This is a genomic window from Ornithinibacillus proteolyticus (assembly GCF_039581225.1).
GTDB lineage: Bacteria > Bacillota > Bacilli > Bacillales > Amphibacillaceae > Ornithinibacillus > Ornithinibacillus massiliensis.
Window position 1 is genome coordinate 26,418 of the sequence record NZ_JBCPXV010000017.1, and the last position, 20,392, is coordinate 46,809.

The 20,392-nt window shown below is 37.2% G+C and carries 18 protein-coding genes; 13 read left to right on the forward strand and 5 right to left on the reverse strand.

The window, feature by feature from the left end:
* Positions 1–50: 50 nt before the first annotated feature.
* Positions 51–395, forward strand: a complete 345-nt coding sequence (locus AAIB49_RS09780; protein WP_339213625.1) for a hypothetical protein — start codon at positions 51–53, stop codon at positions 393–395.
* A gap of 100 nt (positions 396–495) precedes the next feature.
* Here AAIB49_RS09780 and AAIB49_RS09785 read toward each other — a convergent pair whose 3' ends face one another.
* Entirely contained in the window at positions 496–1,335 is an 840-nt protein-coding gene (locus AAIB49_RS09785) for a Cof-type HAD-IIB family hydrolase (protein ID WP_339213627.1), read from the reverse strand.
* A gap of 196 nt (positions 1,336–1,531) precedes the next feature.
* On the opposite strand from AAIB49_RS09785, the gene AAIB49_RS09790 reads away from it, so the two are divergent.
* The 4 genes from AAIB49_RS09790 to tkt all read left to right on the forward strand — a co-directional run bounded on the left by AAIB49_RS09790 (position 1,532) and on the right by tkt (position 7,333).
* Complete coding sequence (locus AAIB49_RS09790) at positions 1,532–3,565, forward strand: BglG family transcription antiterminator (RefSeq protein WP_343457972.1); 2,034 nt, start codon at positions 1,532–1,534, stop codon at positions 3,563–3,565.
* A complete protein-coding gene (locus tag AAIB49_RS09795; RefSeq protein ID WP_339213631.1) occupies positions 3,565–3,846 on the forward strand; it encodes a PTS sugar transporter subunit IIB in 282 nt (93 codons plus the stop codon). The genes AAIB49_RS09790 and AAIB49_RS09795 overlap by 1 nt, the downstream gene beginning before the upstream one ends.
* 31 nt (positions 3,847–3,877) lie before the next feature.
* Positions 3,878–5,224 (forward strand): PTS ascorbate transporter subunit IIC, encoded by a 1,347-nt coding sequence (locus AAIB49_RS09800; RefSeq protein ID WP_339213633.1) that lies wholly within the window; start codon positions 3,878–3,880, stop codon positions 5,222–5,224.
* 114 nt (positions 5,225–5,338) lie between these two features.
* Positions 5,339–7,333, forward strand: coding sequence for a transketolase (gene tkt, locus AAIB49_RS09805; protein WP_339213635.1), 1,995 nt, complete (start codon positions 5,339–5,341; stop codon positions 7,331–7,333).
* 65 nt (positions 7,334–7,398) lie between these two features.
* Here the strand turns inward: tkt and AAIB49_RS09810 are convergent, their stop codons facing one another.
* Positions 7,399–7,854, reverse strand: a complete 456-nt coding sequence (locus AAIB49_RS09810) for a YndM family protein (RefSeq protein ID WP_339213637.1) — start codon at positions 7,852–7,854, stop codon at positions 7,399–7,401.
* 134 nt (positions 7,855–7,988) lie between these two features.
* Between AAIB49_RS09810 and AAIB49_RS09815 the strand changes: the two genes are divergently transcribed.
* The gene (locus AAIB49_RS09815) at positions 7,989–8,252 is read left to right on the forward strand and encodes a YciI family protein (RefSeq protein WP_339213640.1); all 264 of its coding nucleotides are present in this window, start codon (positions 7,989–7,991) and stop codon (positions 8,250–8,252) included.
* Between the two features lie 441 nt (positions 8,253–8,693).
* On the opposite strand, the gene AAIB49_RS09820 is transcribed toward AAIB49_RS09815, so the two are convergent.
* Positions 8,694–9,158, reverse strand: a complete 465-nt coding sequence (locus AAIB49_RS09820; protein ID WP_339213642.1) for an SRPBCC family protein — start codon at positions 9,156–9,158, stop codon at positions 8,694–8,696.
* A gap of 313 nt (positions 9,159–9,471) precedes the next feature.
* Here AAIB49_RS09820 and AAIB49_RS09825 point away from each other — a divergent pair, with 313 nt between their 5' ends.
* From AAIB49_RS09825 to AAIB49_RS09835, 3 genes are all read left to right on the forward strand, one after another.
* Positions 9,472–9,603 (forward strand): hypothetical protein, encoded by a 132-nt coding sequence (locus AAIB49_RS09825; protein ID WP_255488135.1) that lies wholly within the window; start codon positions 9,472–9,474, stop codon positions 9,601–9,603.
* 274 nt (positions 9,604–9,877) lie between these two features.
* Positions 9,878–11,731 (forward strand): asparagine synthase (glutamine-hydrolyzing), encoded by a 1,854-nt coding sequence (gene asnB / locus AAIB49_RS09830; RefSeq protein WP_339213644.1) that lies wholly within the window; start codon positions 9,878–9,880, stop codon positions 11,729–11,731.
* Positions 11,732–11,786: 55 nt separating this feature from the next.
* Complete coding sequence (locus AAIB49_RS09835; RefSeq protein ID WP_339213646.1) at positions 11,787–12,830, forward strand: C39 family peptidase; 1,044 nt, start codon at positions 11,787–11,789, stop codon at positions 12,828–12,830.
* Between the two features lie 295 nt (positions 12,831–13,125).
* Here the strand turns inward: AAIB49_RS09835 and AAIB49_RS09840 are convergent, their stop codons facing one another.
* Positions 13,126–13,437 (reverse strand): hypothetical protein, encoded by a 312-nt coding sequence (locus AAIB49_RS09840; RefSeq protein ID WP_339213647.1) that lies wholly within the window; start codon positions 13,435–13,437, stop codon positions 13,126–13,128.
* A gap of 178 nt (positions 13,438–13,615) precedes the next feature.
* On the opposite strand from AAIB49_RS09840, the gene AAIB49_RS09845 reads away from it, so the two are divergent.
* The 4 genes from AAIB49_RS09845 (at position 13,616) to AAIB49_RS09860 (ending at position 18,174) form a co-directional block, all read left to right on the forward strand.
* A complete protein-coding gene (locus tag AAIB49_RS09845) occupies positions 13,616–14,080 on the forward strand; it encodes a hypothetical protein (RefSeq protein WP_339213648.1) in 465 nt (154 codons plus the stop codon).
* A 105-nt stretch (positions 14,081–14,185) separates the two neighbouring features.
* Positions 14,186–15,049, forward strand: a complete 864-nt coding sequence (locus AAIB49_RS09850) for a chemotaxis protein (protein WP_339213650.1) — start codon at positions 14,186–14,188, stop codon at positions 15,047–15,049.
* Between the two features lie 98 nt (positions 15,050–15,147).
* A complete protein-coding gene (locus tag AAIB49_RS09855) occupies positions 15,148–16,698 on the forward strand; it encodes a Na+/H+ antiporter NhaC family protein (protein WP_339213652.1) in 1,551 nt (516 codons plus the stop codon).
* Positions 16,699–16,845: 147 nt separating this feature from the next.
* Positions 16,846–18,174 (forward strand): FAD-binding oxidoreductase, encoded by a 1,329-nt coding sequence (locus AAIB49_RS09860; protein ID WP_343457973.1) that lies wholly within the window; start codon positions 16,846–16,848, stop codon positions 18,172–18,174.
* Positions 18,175–18,221: 47 nt separating this feature from the next.
* On the opposite strand, the gene AAIB49_RS09865 is transcribed toward AAIB49_RS09860, so the two are convergent.
* Positions 18,222–20,249 (reverse strand): LuxR C-terminal-related transcriptional regulator, encoded by a 2,028-nt coding sequence (locus tag AAIB49_RS09865; RefSeq protein WP_343457974.1) that lies wholly within the window; start codon positions 20,247–20,249, stop codon positions 18,222–18,224.
* Between the last annotated feature and the right edge of the window lie 143 nt (positions 20,250–20,392).

Below are 20,392 nucleotides of genomic sequence, written 5' to 3' on the forward strand. Positions count from 1 at the left end.
GTAAAAATCGCCGACTACGTACATAAAAGTAGTCTAAAGTGGAAAAGCTAATGAAAAGTATAGAACTTGGTGGGGTGAGTAGGATTAAAATAATTCGATGTTTCGTTATTTTTACTGTGCTATTTTTTGGCGCTCAACAACTTGTTATGGCTGAAAGAATTCCGACAACAACGGAAGAACATAACTGGCAACAATCGAGTGTGCATTATGATACCATTTTAGTAGGTGAGCATGAGTACACGTACTGGAAAAATTTTATGAAGCGTAAGCGAACATGTACCATTTCACACCGAATAAAAACGGTTGTATATTATTGTGATATCCATAATCATACGAAAGTAGAAACATTTTTAGACGAGGTTATACATAGTGAAAAACATCGAGATGGGCATTAAAAATGAGAGCCATGTGAATGGTTCTTATTTTTTTCTAGTTGAAAGCATACAATATCACAAAGGAGTGAAAGAGAATTGGTCTTTTCAAGTTTAATATCTCTTATAATTTATTAAGGTAATGAAGTAATCCATTCTCTTCGTACGTGTAATCCGTAACTTCATCTGCTTGTGCTTGTACACGGCTATTCGCATTTTTCATCGCAACCGCATGCCCAGCTAAATCAAACATAGCCAAATCATTCTCTCCATCTCCTACTGCTAATAGATTATGTTTGGATATATTATACGTATCCAGCAATAATTGCATACCGGTTCCTTTTGATACACCAGCTACCATCATTTCCACATTATGTCTTGATGAAGATGACATGGAGAAATTTTGGTCTTTTTTTAGCTCGATTAACGCATTTTTCCATCGATCAATTTTATTGATATCCATACTGAAGAAATATACTTTCACTATATTCTCGTAGCTTAACTGATTAACCCAGTAAATCTTTTTATTCAACGCTTCCTTTCTAGAATTCCATTCGTTGACAAGCAGTGTCTTTGGAAATTCTTTTTTTAGCTCAGAAGCAAAGTATGCTTTATCTTCTTCTGAGGCAAAGCGATTTTCCTCTTCTGGATGTACCTCATAGTAAATTCTATCTTTCCGTGCATTGGCAATAACGTTTTGAAGTAAGTTTTCATCTAAAGAAAATCGTGCTAGTTGAGTATCTCTTGTATATACCCCCATCCCATTTGCTGTCACATAACCATCTAAAACCAAATGGGGAGGTAAAACATCTGCAATTTCTCTTTTTGTACGACCAGTGGCTACAAAGAGCTTCACTCCTTGTTCCCTGAGCGAGTTTAGTTTGATGATTACATTTTCTTCTACCACCCCGTTTTTATTCAGTAATGTTCCATCCATATCTAAAGCTATGGCCTTTATATTCACATTATCTCCTCACATTTCGATTTTACGTTATCGTAGTATTTTGATATACATTCATTATAGAAAATTATTACCCTTGTATGGGGCAGCACTGAGCACAATTCATGTACAGGGTGTATGACATAGATTGGGGCCAATCAGGATTGAAAGATGAAATGAAAGCGATATACAATTTAAGTGAGAAGTGGAGGGTAATGTCTTGATAGATCAACGCTCCTATTTACTATTTAAAGAAATTACTTCTAATTACCAGATTACAAAATCAGAGGTGATGAGAAAGCTTGGCATAACAGATAGACAGCTTCATTATGATTTAGACAAATTAAATAACACGCTGAATAATTTAGAACTACCAGAAGTTAGTTTAGAAAATAGTCTATTTCATGTTCCTGGAGTATTGAAAGAAAGGGTTTTATCAGGATTTTTGGCCAATGTGGACTCCAGTATGTTTATTATTTCTGAACAGGATCGAGTATTTGCCATTTATCTTTATACGTTCATTCGCAAGGAAGTCGTATCGAATTACCATTACCAGCTACTACTTGGTGTTAGTAAAAATACGGCATTAGCGGACGTAAAGCGTGTTAAGAAATTATGCGAGGAATGGAATTTGGAATGGGTTTATTCAAGAGCAAAGGGATATCATGCCATTGGAAGTGAGATGGATAAGCGAAGACTTGCTGCATATTGTAGTGATATGTTGACTTCACAGCCATTAGGAAAAGAGATCGTAATAATCATTTTAAAAAGCTGGGGATTTGAGAATGAAATTGTCCATACGAAATGTATTGTAGATGAATTTATCCAGAAAGAAAATATCTCGCTAGTAAAGAGTAGAAAAAATGAAATGATAACAAGACTAACCTTTTATCGGGCTAGAACTCCTAAAGAAAATCTAACCTTTAAAGATTATGAGAAAAGTATTCTAGGTAGACAAGGTGTGTATGAAGCGGGTAAAAAACTAGCAGCCAGTTTATTTCCAACTGGAACCATAGAAGAAAGTTTCTTTGTTACGTTACAACTTCTAGTATCCTTACAAGAAATGGATACAGTTGAAAATCCTACCCTTCTAGAGCTTGCTGATAGGATCATTATGGAGTTTGAGAAGGTTACATTGCTACCAATAGAGAATAAAACCTTTTTAAGAAAGAGTTTGTACAATCACTTAGTACCAGCATACTTCCGGATCTCCTTTGGCATCCCTTTGGTGAATCCATTGAAAGAGCGGATTCAGGAGGATTATAAAGATCTATTTGAATTTGTACGTAAGGCGCTATCTCCACTCGCTATGTGGACAGGAAAGACGATAAGTGACGAAGAGATTGGTTATTTCACACTTCATTTTGGTGGTCATCTAACCAAGGATAGAAGGCAATACAGAGAAAGATTACGGGCATTAATCATTTGTGCAAATGGAATTAGCTCTTCTATGATGCTAAAGGCACAGTTAAGTCAGATGTTTCCAGATATAGAATTCTCGAGTACCCATTCCTTGAAGGATATGTCACCAAGAAATTACGATATGATCTTTTCAACAGTAGAAGTTCCATCGACTGGAAAGCCAACCTATATTGTTCCTTCACTGCTATCTCAAGTAGAAAAAAATTATCTTATTCAACAGGTTACCAGTGATTTCCCAAGAATGAACGTTAAGAATATCTCAGTGGATAGGATTATGGAAGTGATTACAAAATATGCCAATATCCATGATGAGGATCGTTTATTCTCTGAATTAGTTAACCTACTCTATTTAAAAAACACAGATAAAGGGAGATTTTCACCAATGCTTTCAGAATTACTAACAGAAAATATGATTCAATTTACCGATCAAGACCTCAACTGGAAAGATGCCATTTCTTATGCATCCAAGCCACTGTTAGAGTCAGGTAATATCGAACAAGGTTATGTAGATGCCATGATTCATAATGTAGAAGAGGTAGGAACGTACATTCACATCGGCAAAGGTATTGCCATCCCGCATGCAAGACCGGAGGCTGGAGTGAATCATATTGGTATGTCATTCCTGCGAACAACTAAACCAGTTCTTTTACTGGAAAAACAAGAGCATGCAATTGATATTTTCATTTGTATTGCTGCAATTGATAATGAAGCACATTTAAAAGCATTATCTCATTTAACTAAAATTCTAGCAGATGATAAAAAGCTTACATTATTAAAGGGAGCTAAGACTGCTGAAGAGGTAATCCAAATTATAAAAGAGGGGGAAGAGTAATGAAAATAATGACAGTATGTGGGCATGGATTAGGAACAAGTTTTATGGTGGAGATGAATATTAAAAATGTACTACAAGAACTAGGGGTAACAGGTGTCGAAGTCGAGCATTCGGATTTAAGTTCTGTATCACCTGGCGATGCAGATGTATTCTTTCTAGCCAAGGATATCGCAGAAGGTGGTTCACACCTTGGTGAAGTAGTCATTCTTAACAATATTATTGATATGGATGAATTAAGAGAGAAAGTTACAGCGCTTATGAAAGAGAAAAACTTAATATAATTTAATTTAAACCAATAGGGGGAAGAGCAGCATGAATTCGTTTTTAAGTACGTTAGTTGATATTTTAAGTGAACCAGCAATTCTAGTTGCATTAATTGCTATTGTTGGATTATTACTACAACGTAAGAAATTATCGGATACGATAAAAGGTACAACGAAAACCTTTGTTGGGTTCCTTGTCATCTCTGCTGGTGCTGGTATCTTAGGCACTGCACTAGAACCATTTGGGGCAATGTTCCAGGAAGCATTTAATGTATCTGGGGTAGTTCCCAATAATGAAGCAATAGTTGGATTAGCTCTAACGGAATATGGTACTACTACGGCTCTTATTATGTTTTTTGGTATGATTGTAAACGTTTTAATTGCTCGAATTACACCTTTTAAGTATATTTTCTTAACAGGTCACCATACCCTTTACATGGCATGTATGTTAGCTGTTATTATGGCGGTAGCTGGTTTTAATACACCGCTATTAATTGCGGTTGGTTCTGTTGCATTAGGTATCATCATGACGTTATCACCTGCCATTCTACAACCATTCATGCGCCAATTAACTGGCAATGATAATGTGGCATTAGGTCACTTTAGTGCTGTTGGTTATGCAGTTAGTGGTTTAGTAGGTAAGGCAGTAAAAGGGAAAAAAGAGGTTGTTTCGACTGAAAAAATCAATTTCCCGCAAGGATTAGGATTTTTACGTGATAGTACGGTTAGTATTGCATTAACTATGGCAATTATTTATATTATCGTAGCATTATTTGCAGGTCCAACATTTATTGAAGCGCAATTAAGTGACGGCACAAATTATATCGTATTCTCGTTAATCCAGGCTGGGAATTTTGCAGCAGGGGTATTCATTATCTTAGCCGGGGTACGATTAGTATTAGCTGAAATTGTTCCAGCATTCCAAGGTATCTCCACAAAACTAGTACCTAATGCAAAGCCGGCACTAGATGTACCAATTGTATTTACGTATGCCCCAAACGCGGTATTAATTGGTTTTTTCTCTAGCTTTATTGGGGGTATTGTATCCATGGTTGTAATGGCCTTTACAGGTAGTGTCATTATTTTACCAGGTGTTGTGCCTCACTTCTTTACAGGTGCTGCAGCCGGGGTATTTGGTAATGCTACAGGTGGAGTTCGAGGCGCTATACTTGGCGCGTTCGTTAATGGAATTATCATCTCGTTCCTACCAGTATTCTTAATGCCAGTACTTGGAGATCTAGGATTTGCAAACTCTACCTTCTCCGATGCTGACTTTGGTGTAGCCGGTATTTTCTTCGGATCACTTGCAAACTATTTTGGTACTATTGCCATAGTAATTAGCTTAGTAGTTATTCTATTGCTTATGGCAATACCTTATAAAAAGAAAGTAGCTTAATAATGGTCCGTGACCCGAATCCAATTTAGTATTGATAGGAATAATATGGATTCGGGTCTATCCATTATTTTGTATACATAAATACAGAACACATATGAAATGGAGGATTAATGGATGACAATGACAGAAAAGGCACGATCTGAACTGTCGATTAATACGTTACGTACGTTAACACTCGATAGTGTAGAAAAAGCCCAGCATGGACATGCTGGTATGCCTTTGGGGGCGGCACCAATGGCATATACATTATGGAAAAACTATTTAACTGTTAACCCACTAAACCCAACTTGGGCAAATCGTGATCGGTTTGTTCTTTCAGCTGGCCATGGTTCAAATCTGTTGTATAATTTACTCCATTTAACAGGATTTGATATCACAATAGAGGATTTGAAGAATACAAGACAATGGAATAGTAAAACTCCAGGACACCCGGAGTATGGTCATACCCCAGGAGTAGAAGCTACTACCGGCCCACTTGGTCAAGGCATACCAGTAGCAGTAGGGATGGCTCTTGCGGAAAGATACTTAGCTGAAGTCTTTAATCGCGAAGATTATCCGATAGTCGATCACTTCACCTATACCATTTGTGGTGACGGTGATTTAATGGAGGGTGTTTCTTATGAAGCAGCATCACTAGCAGGACATCTCGGCTTGGGGCGTCTCATTGTCCTTTATGATTCCAACGATATTAGCTTAGATGGTGATCTCCAACATTCGTTCTCAGAAGATATTCAAAAACGTTTTGAATCGATGCATTGGCAGTACATTCATGTTGAAGATGGTAATGATATATCAGAAATCAAAGAAGCAATAAATCTAGCACGAATGGAAGAACTGCGTCCAACCTTAATCGAAGTGAAAACGGTAATCGGTTATGGTTCCCCTTCATTACAAGGTACACATAAGGCTCATAGTAATCCATTTGGAAAAGAAGAGATTAAACGCACGAAAAAACAACTCGGATGGGAGTTTGAAGAGGAATTTTATGTTCCAGACGAGGTATATGAAGATTTTCGGTCTATTCGTGAAAATGGAATACAAGAAGAAAACGAGTGGAATCAGCTATTAGCTCAATATGAAGCGGAGTATCCTACTGAAGCTCGTGAATTTAAACGGATAGTAAATAGAGAATTACCAGATAAATGGGATGAGAATCTCCCTGAGTTTGCTGTAGGAGAATCAATGGCGACAAGGGCATCAGCTAGTAAGATGTTAAATTCTTTAGCAGATAGGTTTCCGGAACTTGTTGGAGGTGCAGCTGATTTACACTCTTCGACACTAGCTAAGTTAAATCGTTATGGTGATGTTAAACCTGGTAATTATGGTGGAAGAAATGTGTGGTTCGGTGTCCGAGAATTTGCTATGGGAGCGATTGCTAATGGGATGGCACTGCATTACTTAAAACCATTTGTAAGTACATTCTTTGTATTCTCTGACTATTTACGACCAGCACTTCGTTTAGCTGCTTTAATGAAATTACCGGTAACTTATGTATTTACGCATGATAGTGTGGCAGTTGGAGCGGATGGGCCAACTCACCAGCCGGTAGAACATCTTGCGTCGCTCCGTGCCATGCCCGGAGTATCTATTATTCGACCTGCTGATGCCAATGAAGCTAAAGCCGCTTGGAAGTTAGCCATATCATCCACCGACAAACCTACCATTCTAGTATTAGGGCGCCAAGGACTCCCTACACTGAAGGAAACTAGTAAATTGGCAATGAATGGAGTGACAAAAGGAGCATATGTTTTATCTCCAGTAGCAGATCCTTGTGGAATCATCATTGCAACAGGCTCTGAAGTGAATTTAGCACTATCTGCACAACAAGAACTTGCAATGGAAGGTATTTATATCAATGTAGTAAGCATGCCATCTTGGGATCTTTTTGATCAACAACCAGATGAATATAAAGAAACTGTTCTTCCAAGTCAACTAACGAAACGGCTTTCTGTTGAAATGGGTTCTAAAATTGGGTGGAAAGACTATGTTGGTTTAAATGGGAAAGTGATGAGTATTGATAAATTTGGTCAATCAGCACCAGGCGAGGAAGTGATGGAGAAATATGGTTTCACGGTGGAACGTGTTGTAGAGCAATTTAAACGTTTGTAATGATTAGTGCCAGATACTATAAATGCTCCAAGATAGTACTGGCACTTTTTTTGTTAGCATCATTATTATTTGGTGGGATCTCTTCTCTTATCAGTCTTTCTTGTTATACGGTTTGGTGTGGATTCCTCTGCAATTTCGGTTTGATATCTTCCTCTAGTTAGTGGACGGGTACTCTTTTCATCCGGTCCTTTTTCTTGCATGTATGCATGCAAGAAGGGTTCGGTGATGGCAAAGAAAAAAGCTGCGAATAAGGAAGCTAATACGATAGGCATATCTGTTTGAATAAATATTATCCCAAGCATAGCCAACGTTACAAAAGCTAAAAAGAAATCAGAAATACTTGCTACGACATTTCCAAAACGTCTTAAGATATACAAATCACCAACAACATAGGCAACTGCAGTGGTTAATACACTGATAATAAATAAATTTACTAAGGAAGCATCATAAAATATGCCAAAAATCGAAAAAACGATAATCATATTTATGATAAACTTAATCCCAAGTGCTTTTAAATTCATTTAACGAAACATCCTTTCAGGAGAGTTTATATGGAAATGGGATATTACAAAAAGTGCTGGTATTAGTATTTGGCAAACTGCCTGAAAATATGATATCAATAACATACAAATATCCTTAGATGGAGGACTACCTTATGAAACTTTTTGCCGTTTTTTTACCGATGAAGGATGAAGAGAAAAGTAAACAGTATCGCCAAGAACACTTACAGTTTTTACAGGAAAAGCAAGAGGATGGTTTTATTTTTGCAAAAGGGCGCTTTGTGGATGGAGCAGGTGGGTTAGTAATATATAAAGCTGATTTATTAGAACAAGTAGAAGACATGGTGAAAAAGGATCCTTATGTTCTAAAAGGTGCAAGAGGCTATGAAATTCATGAATGGGAAATGACACAAGCATAAGAAAAGGCCAAAACGAACTGACTCGTTTTGGCCTTTCATTGTAATCTCTGAAGGTTCGGAGTGGGATGGACCCGAAACTGGAGTAGATACGCCCAATCGCGAGTGAGATGAGCCCGAAGCTGGAGTAGATGCGCCCAATCGCGAGTGAGATGAGCCCAAAAAAGGAATACATGAGCCCAATCGCGAGTGAGATGAGCCCAAAAAAGGAATACATGAGCCCGATCGAGAGTGAGATGGTCCCAAAAAAGGAATACATGCGCCCAATCGCGAGTGAGATGAGCCCAAAAAAGGAATACATGAGCCCGATCGAGAGTGAGATGGTCCCAAAAAAGGAATACATGCGCCCGATCGCGAGTGAGATGAACCCAAAAAAGGAATACATGCGCCCAATCGAGAGTGAGATGAGCCCAAAAAAGGAATACATGCGCCCGAGCCCTCTATTTAATAACCTCTTGCCACTTGCCGTTGATTATCCATTATTTTTACTACAATTGATTCTGTTAGTCGCCTTACTGCTTTTGGAACTAATGTTTTTAAAATAGGATTAATGACAGGTCCCATCAAACCTTTTGCTGTTATGTTCAAATTTCCGGTCATCTCGGTTTGGAAGTCTGTTATCGTTCTTGCTTCAAAATACCCTTTACCCGTTACATGTTCACTTAATCCCGTTAACGTAAATCTTACTGTAGTTGGCCTTTTCCACTCGATAATATCAATTTGCATAGTAACTGTCTTCTGTAGCTTTCCAACATCTCCTTTAAATTTCCAAGTGGACTGCTTTTCATTGAGAACCTTGTGCTCGATATAACCAGGGACCAGTGGAGCCCATTTGTTCATATCGCTGACAAATCCCCATACAACTTCAATAGGTACATCTACTTCTTTTGAAAATGAACCTCCAGGCATGCCAATAACCTCCTTTAATCCATGTTACCAAGTATATTAGCAATATCATTTTTTATTCGAGAAAACTGCAATTTAATCGGTTATAGGACAAGTTTCCTAATGGAAATGTCGAATGTTGTTGAAAAAAAGAAATTAATTTGTTTTCTTATAAATTAAGCGGTCTAAACTGAAATTTTCCTATAAAAATTTCCCTTAAAATTTCTGTTTAGCAGCTTTTCCTTGTCGAATTAGGTCAAAAATACTAAAAATAGCTATTGGAAAAATTCTATTGTCTTTGTTTATGATATAACCAAGGAAGAAAGGAGGAGGTAAAGTGAACTATAATGAATTTTTAGAGTTAAAAAGGAAGGTGGAGCAACACGAAAAAACAATTGTACAACTGCTTGAAATTATTGCCGCTACAAACCGTCGCCTATCCGAAATAAAACTATTGAATACACTCTAATCTTCGCATTCTTACTACATAATCCAATAAAATCCCTCAATCTTCCTCGCAAGGCATCCTCATCATGTCAAAATAAATAAGAATCAGTCGCCCCCCGATTGATTCTTATTCCACAATAATTTAAGTTTAGTCGAATAATGCCGAATGCTGTTGTGTTCCCTCTTGAGATTGTCTCCTTAACTTGGTAAAATTAATAGGTATAATTTTACGATAGAATTAAATAAACTACTAGTTAGATAACATAGTAGAATTGGGAATATGAGGAGATACTGCCATGTGTGGTTTTGTTGGATTCGCAACTAAGACAATTGATATAGATAAAGCAACCGTTATACAAGAAATGATGAATACTATTGGACACCGAGGTCCAGACAGTGACGGCTATCATGTAGATGGAAATGTTACATTGGGCTTTAGAAGATTGCAAATTATTGATTTAACCCCCGATGCTAGTCAGCCAATGTTTAATGAGGATAACTCAATTGCCTTAATTTTTAATGGGGAAATTTATAATTACCAAGTTTTAATGGATGATTTGAAGGAAAAAGGTCATGTATTTAAAAGCCAAAGTGATACAGAGGTAATCATCCACGGTTACGAAGAGTATGGAGTAGAAATCCTTCAAAAGCTTCGAGGAATGTTTGCTTTTGCATTATGGGATAAACGAGATGAGTCGTTATTTATTGCTCGTGATTTCTTTGGTATTAAACCTTTGTATTATACACAACATACTACTGATAATTCTTTACTCTTTGGATCAGAAATTAAATCGTTTATGAAATTCCCTGGTTTCCAAAAGGAATTAAATAAAAAAGCATTAAAGCCATATTTAACGTTCCAATATTCTGCGCTTGATGAAACGTTCTTTAAAGGGGTTTACAAGCTTAGACCTGGTCACTATATGATTTATAAGAATGGTGAAATGGAAATTAACCAATATTGGGATGTGCCATTTGAAACAGAAGAAAATTCACTAGAATACTATGTTCAACAAATCAAAGAAACAATGGAGGAATCTGTTAAGTACCATCGCATCAGTGATGTGAAAGTAGGGTCCTTCTTATCTGGTGGTGTGGATTCTAGTTATATTACAGCACTTCTAAAGCCAGACAAAACCTTCTCAGTCGGTTTTGAGGATTACGAAGGTATTTTCAATGAAACGAATATTGCTGCAGATCTATCCAAGCAATTAGGAATTGAAAATCATAAGAAAATTATCAGTGCGGATGAGTTCTTTGATATCATTCCTACGGTTCAATATCATATGGATGAGCCACAATCGAATCTTTCTTCAGTGCCGCTATATTTCTTAGCAGAGCTTGCTAGTCAGCATGCGACAGTGCTGCTTTCGGGAGAGGGTGCAGATGAAATTTTTGGTGGGTATGCATGGTATGAAACATCGAAAGAAATGCGTGCCTATGAGAAAATACCATTTATTTTCCGACGTATTATTTCTAATATTGCCAAGAAACTTCCAGAAAACCGAATCACTACCTTCTTCGTAAAAGGTGGTCAAAAGGTAGAGGAGAAGTTTATTGGACAGGCGAAGGTATTTGATGAGAAGGATGCCATGAAAGTCTTAAAGGATGATTATAAGGATGCACCAACTGCAGTGGAAATTGTACGTGAATCCTATGACAGAGTTCCAGGTAAAGACAATGTGACGAAGATGCAATATGTCGATATGAAGCACTGGTTACCTGGAGATATCCTATTAAAGGCAGATAAAATGAGCTCTGCACATTCTATTGAGCTTCGTGTTCCATTCTTGGATAAAGAAGTAATGGAAATGGCAGGAAAAATTCCAGCACATTTAAAAGTAAATGATATGGATACAAAATATGTTTTACGTAAAGCAGCAAATGAAGTATTACCAGATGAATGGGCAAATCGTCCAAAGGTTGGCTTCCCTGTACCATTCCGCGAATGGCTTAAACAATCGAAGTACTATAATAAAGTGCGAGAAGTTTTTGAATCGGATATTGCGAAACAATTCTTCCATACGGAGATGTTATTGAAGTTTCTGGATGAGCACTATCATGGACAGGCGAACCGTGCTCGCTATATTTGGACGGTTTATGTATTTTTAGTGTGGTATAAACGTTTCTTTATTGATATGGAAGACTAAGCAAGTAGTTTTAAATGATGATGAAATCAGAGCCATGGTTGGGAGTTGCTCATAGGTGAAATTAATCATTAGAAATTCGATACTCTTCTTTTTTCTATTTTTAAGTATTATTCTTGTCGTGATAAAAGGCGAAAAGATAAATGCTTTTGTCTCAGAGGTGTTTGACAAGAATGAAGGAGTAATAACCATTGTGAGTATCGATGCTCAACATGGCTTTCCGATTCAAGATGTTACATTTCAACTGCTTGATTCAGAAACAGAAGAAGTTCTAGAAGAGCTTACTACTGGAAGTGACGGTGTTGTACGAACTAATAAGCTTCCACAAAATAAGACATATCAAATTATCCAAACGGATATATACTGGCCATATCAATTAAATACAGATCCTCAATCCATAGCATTGTTATCGGCGGAGGAAGAAATTGCTATAGAGAATAATGTTTATCCATCCGTTACCACTTATGAACGCACAGATCAAGATGAAGTGGTTGTAACTGAAATGAATTTACCGGTAGATACTGTGTTACAAGAACCTGAACTACCGAATGGTTGTGAGGTTACCTCTTTAGCTTCCGTTTTACATTATTATGGGTATGAAGTAGACAAAACGGTACTTTCTGATAAGTATTTACCAAAGCTTCCCTTTGAGGTTAAGAATGGTAAGCTATATGGTGCAGATCCGTATAATGCTTATGCAGGTGAACCAAGAAGTAGAAACCAAGGGTTCTTTAGTTATGTCCCACCTATTATAGAGACAGTCAATCGCTATTTTAAAGAGGTGGGGGGACATCATAAACCAGAAGACATAACAGGAAGTAGTCCGGAAGAATTGTTAAACCATTATGTTCAGGAAGGGATCCCAGTAGTTGTTTGGACTACGATTGATCTTAAGGAGCCCTTGTTTAATTATTCTTGGTATGTGCATGGAACTGAAAAATCAATCGATGTTATCCGAAATTCGCATACGGTAGTGTTGACGGGATTTAGTGAAGATGAAGTATTTGTAATGGATCCGTTAAAAGGAAATGTATCTTATCCAATGGACCAATTTTTTGAAATTTATAAGAAAGCTGGAAGCCATGCAATGGTTGTACGGTAATTGAAAACCACGGACAATATGTCTGTGGTTTTTTACGTTTATAGTGTTTTCTAGAATGTGGAAAGGGATAAATCAGAATGAGGCTGGGACTATATTATTTCTAACAAAGGATAAACCGAACATGAAAGTTAGCGCATCAAACCCGCAGGCTACCTTAGCCTGCTCGTGCTACTTCTTTAGGTGGCTCACCTATGCCTTTCCTCTTGCAGGAGTCTACGAATATTTCCAGGGCTAATGTGGTGATAGTTCGTTTTTTAGTACCTTTCTTTCGTTTTGTCCCAGCCTCATCTTACTGTTAAGAAGCTACACCTATTGAAGCATTATCTGGTTTTGCGGCATTAATCATGAGGAAAATGGCAGAAAGAATATGCATAATCATTCCAACGAATGGAATCCAACCAATACAAGAAGTAATAATACCGAGGATACTTCCTGTTGATGCACCACCATCTCTTTGTGTCAGAACTAATGTGATGATGTGTAGAACTAACATGACTAAAAGCGGCGTCCAAAGTAATCCAACAATTATGGTAGCACCTAAAATCGGAAACCCTAACAAAGCTTCTAATCCACCAGTTATCCATTTCATAATTCGAGAAGTTGACATGAATTTTCACCCCCAAGAAATTGTATGTTATGTACATTTGGAATAGCACAATATTGCCCCATGTCAACAATATTTCTTTAACTTGATGGTTTTATAGTTCATTAACTTTAATTACTTATATTTAACTTTTGCATCGAATAGTAATGAAGTAGTCCAATCTCAAATGGGAGGGTTACGAATGAACCGAAATAGGCAAAGAAGGATTTTTATCGTCCTATTCTTCGTATTGATCGTCTTACTTCTTAGTGGTTTCGTTTATTTTTTTATTCTTCAAACACCTTCCAATCAAGCAGAGAAGGCAGTTGAGAAGTTTTACGAATATGAACAGGAGGGGGCGTTTTCGGAATCATGGGAAATGTTCCATCCATATATGAAGGAACGATTTGACAAGGGTGATTACTTACAAGATAGGCCGCATGTTTTCTTTCATCATTTTGGAGTTAATACGTTCACCTTTACGTTGGAAAAAGCAGAGCTGGTTCGCAATTGGCAAATAGAAGAGGAAGTTGAGCCGATCGATGAAGTTTATAAAGTTACCGTTGTCCAATATTACCAAGGATTGTATGGGAACTTTGAGATTGTACAGGATGTTTATGCTACTTCTTTAGATGGAAAGTGGACGATACTTTGGGATTATAAATAGACAGGGATGATAGAAGAACTTGTAAAAAATCTTTATCTTTTAAAATAATTAATTTTTCTGTAAAATAAGAAAAAAGGCATGTCTTTCATTCCAAGGGGGAGTTTGATGAGTCAAAAAATTGCTGTATTGATTCTTCATGGTGCTGGAACTCCTAAGGAGAATTTCGCAGATAAATTAATAGATAGAATTAAGAAAGAATTTAACAATATGCTACCCGAACAAAAAGCAGATGTAGAGATTGTATTCGAACCAGTGTTTTGGTCTAGTGTCTTTGCTCCTGAACAAGTGAAGTTATGGGAACAGCTCAAGACATACAGGAAACTAAGATATTCGCGGCTGCGCCGATTTGTATTAGAATTTCTTGCAGATGCTGTAGCCTATCAACCTACAAAAATGGAGAATCAAAATTATGATAAGGTTCACGCTTTACTGGCAAAGTCGATGCAGCGTTTACGGGAAAAGGCTGGTGAGAAGGCACCCCTATGTGTTATAAGTCATAGCCTTGGTACGATTATCGCAAGTAATTACTTTTATGACTTGCAATACAAGCAAGATAACATTGGTAAGGAAACGAAATATTGTACGAGTCAGAATGCAATTGAACAATGTCAGACACTAACGCTTTTTTATACATTAGGGAGTCCGATGGCGATGTGGTCCCTACGTTATATTGACTTTGGTTCACCGATAGCAGTCCCCTCGCCATTCGTTCAACAGTATTATCCCGAATTACAAGGGGAATGGCTAAACTTCTATGATAAAGATGATATTCTCGCATTTCCTTTAAAAGGAATAAATGAAGCTTATTATCAAGCGGTTACGGAAGATGTTCAAGTCAATGTAGGTGGCATTTTTACTAGCTGGAACCCACTATCACATCTTAAATATGATACTGAAAAGGAGGTGATTAAACCAATAGTGAATGGACTTGTTCGAACATGGAAGAAAGTAAATGGAAATGCTGTATAAAATGATCGCTTCCTCTTATACCAGGAATTTTTTACTAAACTGTTCCATACATAAAGTATAGGAGGAGTGTATCTCTAAAATAGATAGGGGGAATAACAGTGGAATTTGGGATATTATCACTTTTACCACCAGTATTGGCAATACTGCTAGCATTAATTACTAGAAGTGTCATACCTGCCTTATTTGCCGGTGTCTGGATTGGGGCAACTATGGTTCATGATTGGAACCCATTACTCGGGATGTATGCTAGCTTCAGTGAATTTATTTTACCGAATTTAGGGGATGAGTGGAGTGCAACTGTATTGCTTTATTGTGGTTTGTTTGGTGTTTTAGTTGCATTTTTACAAAAGACAGGTGGTGCCCAGGCGATTGCTCAATCCATTTCAAAAAGAGTAAAAACCGATCGTGGTGCACAGGGATCAACGATGCTATTTGGCGTTATTATCTTTTTTGAGGATTATTTCAATGCGCTTACTGTAGGAAGTGTTATGCGTTCGGTAACCGATAAAATGCGTGTATCACGAGAGAAACTCGCCTATATAGTCGATTCGACTTCAGCACCATTATGTTTACTTGCGCCAGTTTCAACTTGGGTCGTATTTGTAATGGGATTAATTGGCGCTCAATTTGTGGAGCTTGGAATTACAGGTTCGGAGTATGTTACGTATTTAGCAACAATACCGTTTAACTTTTATTCGATATTAGCATTACTTTTAGTTGCTATTGTTATCTTCAAACGGTGGGATTTCGGTCCAATGGCAAAGGTAGAATATAGGGCAAGAACGACAGGGAAAGTCCTCAGAGATGGAGCTGAGCCTCCTTCAGATGATTCCATGCTTGAGGTCGAGACAATACCGGGGAATCCAAAGAAGCGCAATTTTCTAGTTCCAATCATCGTACTTCTTGGAATGATACCGCCAATGTTTCTTTGGACTGGTGGATTTCCAGAAAATGATTTAGTTACTGCTGTAGGAGAAGCGGATGGTGGATTGTCGATTTTAATTGCTGCCTTTGCTTCGATTGTCGTAGCATTACTAATGGGCCTTCAACAGAAACTGTTTAATTTTAAAGAATCTATGCAACTAATTGTAAACGGTTTCAAAAGCATGATGTTAGTGTATATTATCCTAACATTAGCATGGTCTATAGGCAGCGTAACACAAGCACTTGGTACGGCTGATTTTATTGTAGGTCTTGCTGAGCAGTCTGTATCACCAGCAATGATTCCTATTCTATTATTTATTGTAGCAGGAGTGGTTGCCTACACGACTGGAACATCTTATGGTACTTTTGCCATTATGGTACCCATTGCCATGCCATTAGCGCATGCAATGGATGAAATGTCTATGTTTTTAGCCATTGCTGCGGTGTTAAGTGGCGGTATTTTTGGTGATCATTGTTCGCCAATTTCTGATACAACGATTCTTTCGTCTGCCGGAAGTGCTAGTGACCATATTGATCATGTAAATACTCAAACACCATTTGCCATCACTGCAGCAATTAGTGGTTTAGTCTCCTTCTTTATAGCAGGTGTTACAGGATCCGCACTATTGTCTCTTGTGGTTGGAATTGTTGTCCTTATTGTTCTAGCATACTTGTTACAAAGAAAATGGGGGCAGAAAATACCAGACAACTATTCCATAACATAATGGGTTGTCTATTAAAATATATACCTGAGTATACATTACAAAATATACTGTTATATGCTATTCTAGTCTTAACAGGGGTGTAAAAGTTCTAACTACGAAATGCGGAGTAGGTGTACCCTATCGTTACTAGTAAATGGAGGAATTTTCATGGGTCAAGATATCGAACAAAAGTCTGGCCGGAAAATTGAATGTGATCACCCTTTATATCATTTGAAACGAAAAGTATGGAATTCTCATGTTGACCGATATCCCGCTATAATCTTTGAATGCCAGCATGTTCAAGATGTACTGGATGCTGTCCATTATGCCAATGAACATGGATTAAAGGTTAGTGTAAGAGGTGGAGGCTTTCATCCAGCAGGGAGAACGGTTAAAGATAATGCGGTGCTCATAGATGTCTCCCAGATGAATGAGATTCAAGTAGACGAAATAAGTAAAATAGCCATTATTGAAGCTGGCGCGATAACAAGAGAGGTAGATAAGATAACACAAGAATATGGATTGGCAGTTCCGTTAGCGATGAACTCTCAAATTGGTATTTCAGGCCTTGCATTAGGTGGTGGTATCGGACATTTGAGAGGTAAATATGGACTGACAAGTGACAATATAGTCGGGGTTCACCTTGTCACCGGAGAAGGCCAATTACTTTACGTTAATAAATTCGAACATCCAGCGCTTTTTTGGGCAATTCGAGGTGCTGGCGCTAATTTCGGTGTTGTAACGAAATTTGAATTTCAATTACATCCTGTCGGTCAATATATTCTAGGCATCGATGTTGTTTATGATTATAAAGATTGTAAACAAATACTAGAAAAAGCGGAAAGCTATCGCCAGCAGGCGGTTGAGGATATCTCATTTAATATTATCATCACAAAATTGAACCAAGACCATCAATATGTCAGGTTGGTTGGGATGTATGTCGGAGAGTTAAATCTAAAGACAGAGCAGGAAATAATTCAACCGTTATTGGAGCTAGCTACACCACTTACTGACAATACGGAAATCACCTTGTATCGTGACATGCATTGTAAATTTGATTCGTATATTCGCGAGGGGTTTACGTTCGAAGGGATTTCTTTATTCTTTAATGAATTACATCCAAATGTTATTCAACTGCTTATGGATGAAGTAAATAACAGTGAATTACTCGTCGTTATTCATCTTGTCGAGCTGCATGGTAAAGTAAACCAAATCCCGCATCAAGAAACAGCATTTTATATTCGTGATGCGAGCTATCTCGTAGTAATTGAAGCGGAGATTAGTAGCGATCCATCAAAAACGCAAACATGGTTCGATAATTTATATGAAAAGCTTCTTCCTTATTCTTATCATCAAATCTCTTATTTAAATAGCTCACAGGTTAACGAGGAAGTAATTCGAAACACCTATCGAACCATTGCGGATAAATTAGTAGTGCTTAAAAAGGAGTATGACCCGAATAATCTCTTTTGCTCAGAGCATAATTTAATCGATTAAAGCGAAAGACGTCATCCAAAGAATTCAGGCTCTTGGAGACGTCTTTTCTATAGAATATCCATCATTTTCTTTAAGAAATGGCTTCTATTTCGGACATTTGCTTTATGATATATCCTGCTTAGACTTTTTTTGACCGTGATTTGGGCAATGAATAATTCACTAGCAATTTCAGCAATCGTTTTGTTTTCTAAAATCAATTTTGTAATATCCTGTTCCCTTTCCGTTAAGGAGAACTTTTCTGCTAAAATATCTAACTTCTGTTGTTGCGTGATATCGTGTAGGAATTGCTTGAGATATGGTAGTAGCCTCGGTCCACTTAAATCCAATAAGAATGTCGGGGTAGGGCCATCTGTTTGAAAATCACGATGCTCTGCCCCTGGAACGGTTTGAAATCCAAATTTGTATAGCAAATCCTGATAGAATCGTAAAGGGGTGGATGTAGCAATTTTTCCACCTGAAAAGATTAATGGTAAGAGACTATATAATAAAAAGGAACGGGCAGAATTATCTGTTGGATCTTTATATTCTTGGTAACGGATATAATATCCGGCAGTCTTTTCTACTGGTACATTATAAAATTCTGTTTCTTCCCTGGTCAAATTACCAAAATATGCACTAGAAACAGGCTGAGTTGCAAGGAAAGGTAATGTCTGTTCGTTAACTGGAACAATAACAGATATACCAATTACCTCATCGTGTATATTTTTTAGTAGGCTTGAACCACTATAGCCGATTTTTTTGATGTATGCAGGTCCAACTAATTCCAGCTCATGTTGTTTATGTACAACTGGTGATTGGAATTGGAAGGAATGGTTAGTTGTTCGATTGAAATAATGAGTCTTTGTCATGGTTGGATTGTTTTTTAGATAGGCAAAAAATTCTTCTACTGCATGAAAATTATGGTCGCCAATCGGTTCTAAATACATACCATTATTAAAGGTGGCCTCGTGAAAGAAAACCGATTGAATAACATCATCTCCAAGATGATAAAAAAAAGAAGCGATATCTCCTACGGTTGGGCGTTTAGCAATTCGATGATAATAGAACTCAATAATCTTTTTGTTTATTCGTTCATATTGGTTGGGGTTACGATGTTGGAGTTCTATCCGAATAGCATCACGAACTAAATCATGTATACTCCATCCCCTGCGAGACCGTTTTACAAATGATAGGGAGGTAAGTTCGTAGAATTCCTGATTAGGTATTTCACGATTGAGTACCTCGGATAGACAATGTTGATCAAATTGATGAAACATGGCAGCAGCTTCTACCATTCTTGTTAACCCTTCATTGGTTACCTCTCTTAACCATCTTTTGGTAAGGGTAGTCAAAATATCTATGTTATTGTTAAAACTTTGATTATGCTCTTCTTCTGAGAGATTAATTATAGTAGCAAGTGTTAATAGTAATGGATTACCTTTTGTAAACTCCCATATTTTTCTTATTTCTTGATTATTATTAAAACCATTTAGTTCCAGTAAATTACTTGTTTCCTCCACGGTAAAGGGTTCTAATTTTATCTGTCTAGTAATTTTTCTCCATGCAGGGGATTCCAGCCATTCTCCGATTAATGGTTTTCTTCCTGCTAGAATAATCGTGACACTTGGATGTAAATATCGAATAAAGGTATTTCGAAACCAACGTTCTAACTCCATTTGTTCAAATGTATCTATTGTAATGATTACTCGACATTGAAACCGATCAATTAGAGAAAGACAATCTTGTAAGCTTATTTGTGGTGAATAGTTCAATGGTTCGTTTTGATGACAAGCCAAAGCTTGATATAGATGATCAATAAACCCTTGAACGTTTTGTACAAAGTCCTGACTATCGAGCAGGAAAAAAGGAATCTGTTTTTGTTTTGCAACTCTAGCAAATTCATGTAATAAATAGGTTTTACCGATTCCACCTTCACCATAAAAATGGATGATTTTTTGATCTGGATTGTCTGCTTGAATATACTCTTGAAAGAAAGTTAACTCCTTACTTCTACCGATAAAATATTTTTCCTCTACATTTTGAATCAGTTCGTTGATACGCTCTTCGCTTTCTGTAGCATCTTCATAAACGTTCAATCATGTAGCCCCCAATACTTGTGATATATATTAGAAGAGTCTTATTATTAAAAATATAGAGTAGTGGAAAAGTGCTGTCAAGCTTATGTTAACTTCAACAAAAGTATAATAAGTAATCATTATTCGCACCCTAATAGGGAACA

What these genes read in the sequence shown, in the direction of transcription:
- AAIB49_RS09820 (WP_339213642.1), bottom strand. Translation starts at nt 9,158, where the DNA reads ATGCCTGGAGGTTCATTTTCAAAAGAAGTAGATGTACCTATTGAAGTT.
- AAIB49_RS09845 (WP_339213648.1), top strand. Translation starts at nt 13,616, where the DNA reads ATGAACCGAAATAGGCAAAGAAGGATTTTTATCGTCCTATTCTTCGTA.
- AAIB49_RS09810 (WP_339213637.1), bottom strand. Translation starts at nt 7,854, where the DNA reads ATGAATTTAAAAGCACTTGGGATTAAGTTTATCATAAATATGATTATC.
- AAIB49_RS09840 (WP_339213647.1), bottom strand. Translation starts at nt 13,437, where the DNA reads ATGTCAACTTCTCGAATTATGAAATGGATAACTGGTGGATTAGAAGCT.
- AAIB49_RS09815 (WP_339213640.1), top strand. Translation starts at nt 7,989, where the DNA reads ATGAAACTTTTTGCCGTTTTTTTACCGATGAAGGATGAAGAGAAAAGT.
- asnB (WP_339213644.1), top strand. Translation starts at nt 9,878, where the DNA reads ATGTGTGGTTTTGTTGGATTCGCAACTAAGACAATTGATATAGATAAA.
- AAIB49_RS09850 (WP_339213650.1), top strand. Translation starts at nt 14,186, where the DNA reads ATGAGTCAAAAAATTGCTGTATTGATTCTTCATGGTGCTGGAACTCCT.
- AAIB49_RS09780 (WP_339213625.1), top strand. Translation starts at nt 51, where the DNA reads ATGAAAAGTATAGAACTTGGTGGGGTGAGTAGGATTAAAATAATTCGA.
- AAIB49_RS09795 (WP_339213631.1), top strand. Translation starts at nt 3,565, where the DNA reads ATGAAAATAATGACAGTATGTGGGCATGGATTAGGAACAAGTTTTATG.
- AAIB49_RS09800 (WP_339213633.1), top strand. Translation starts at nt 3,878, where the DNA reads ATGAATTCGTTTTTAAGTACGTTAGTTGATATTTTAAGTGAACCAGCA.
- tkt (WP_339213635.1), top strand. Translation starts at nt 5,339, where the DNA reads ATGACAATGACAGAAAAGGCACGATCTGAACTGTCGATTAATACGTTA.
- AAIB49_RS09860 (WP_343457973.1), top strand. Translation starts at nt 16,846, where the DNA reads ATGGGTCAAGATATCGAACAAAAGTCTGGCCGGAAAATTGAATGTGAT.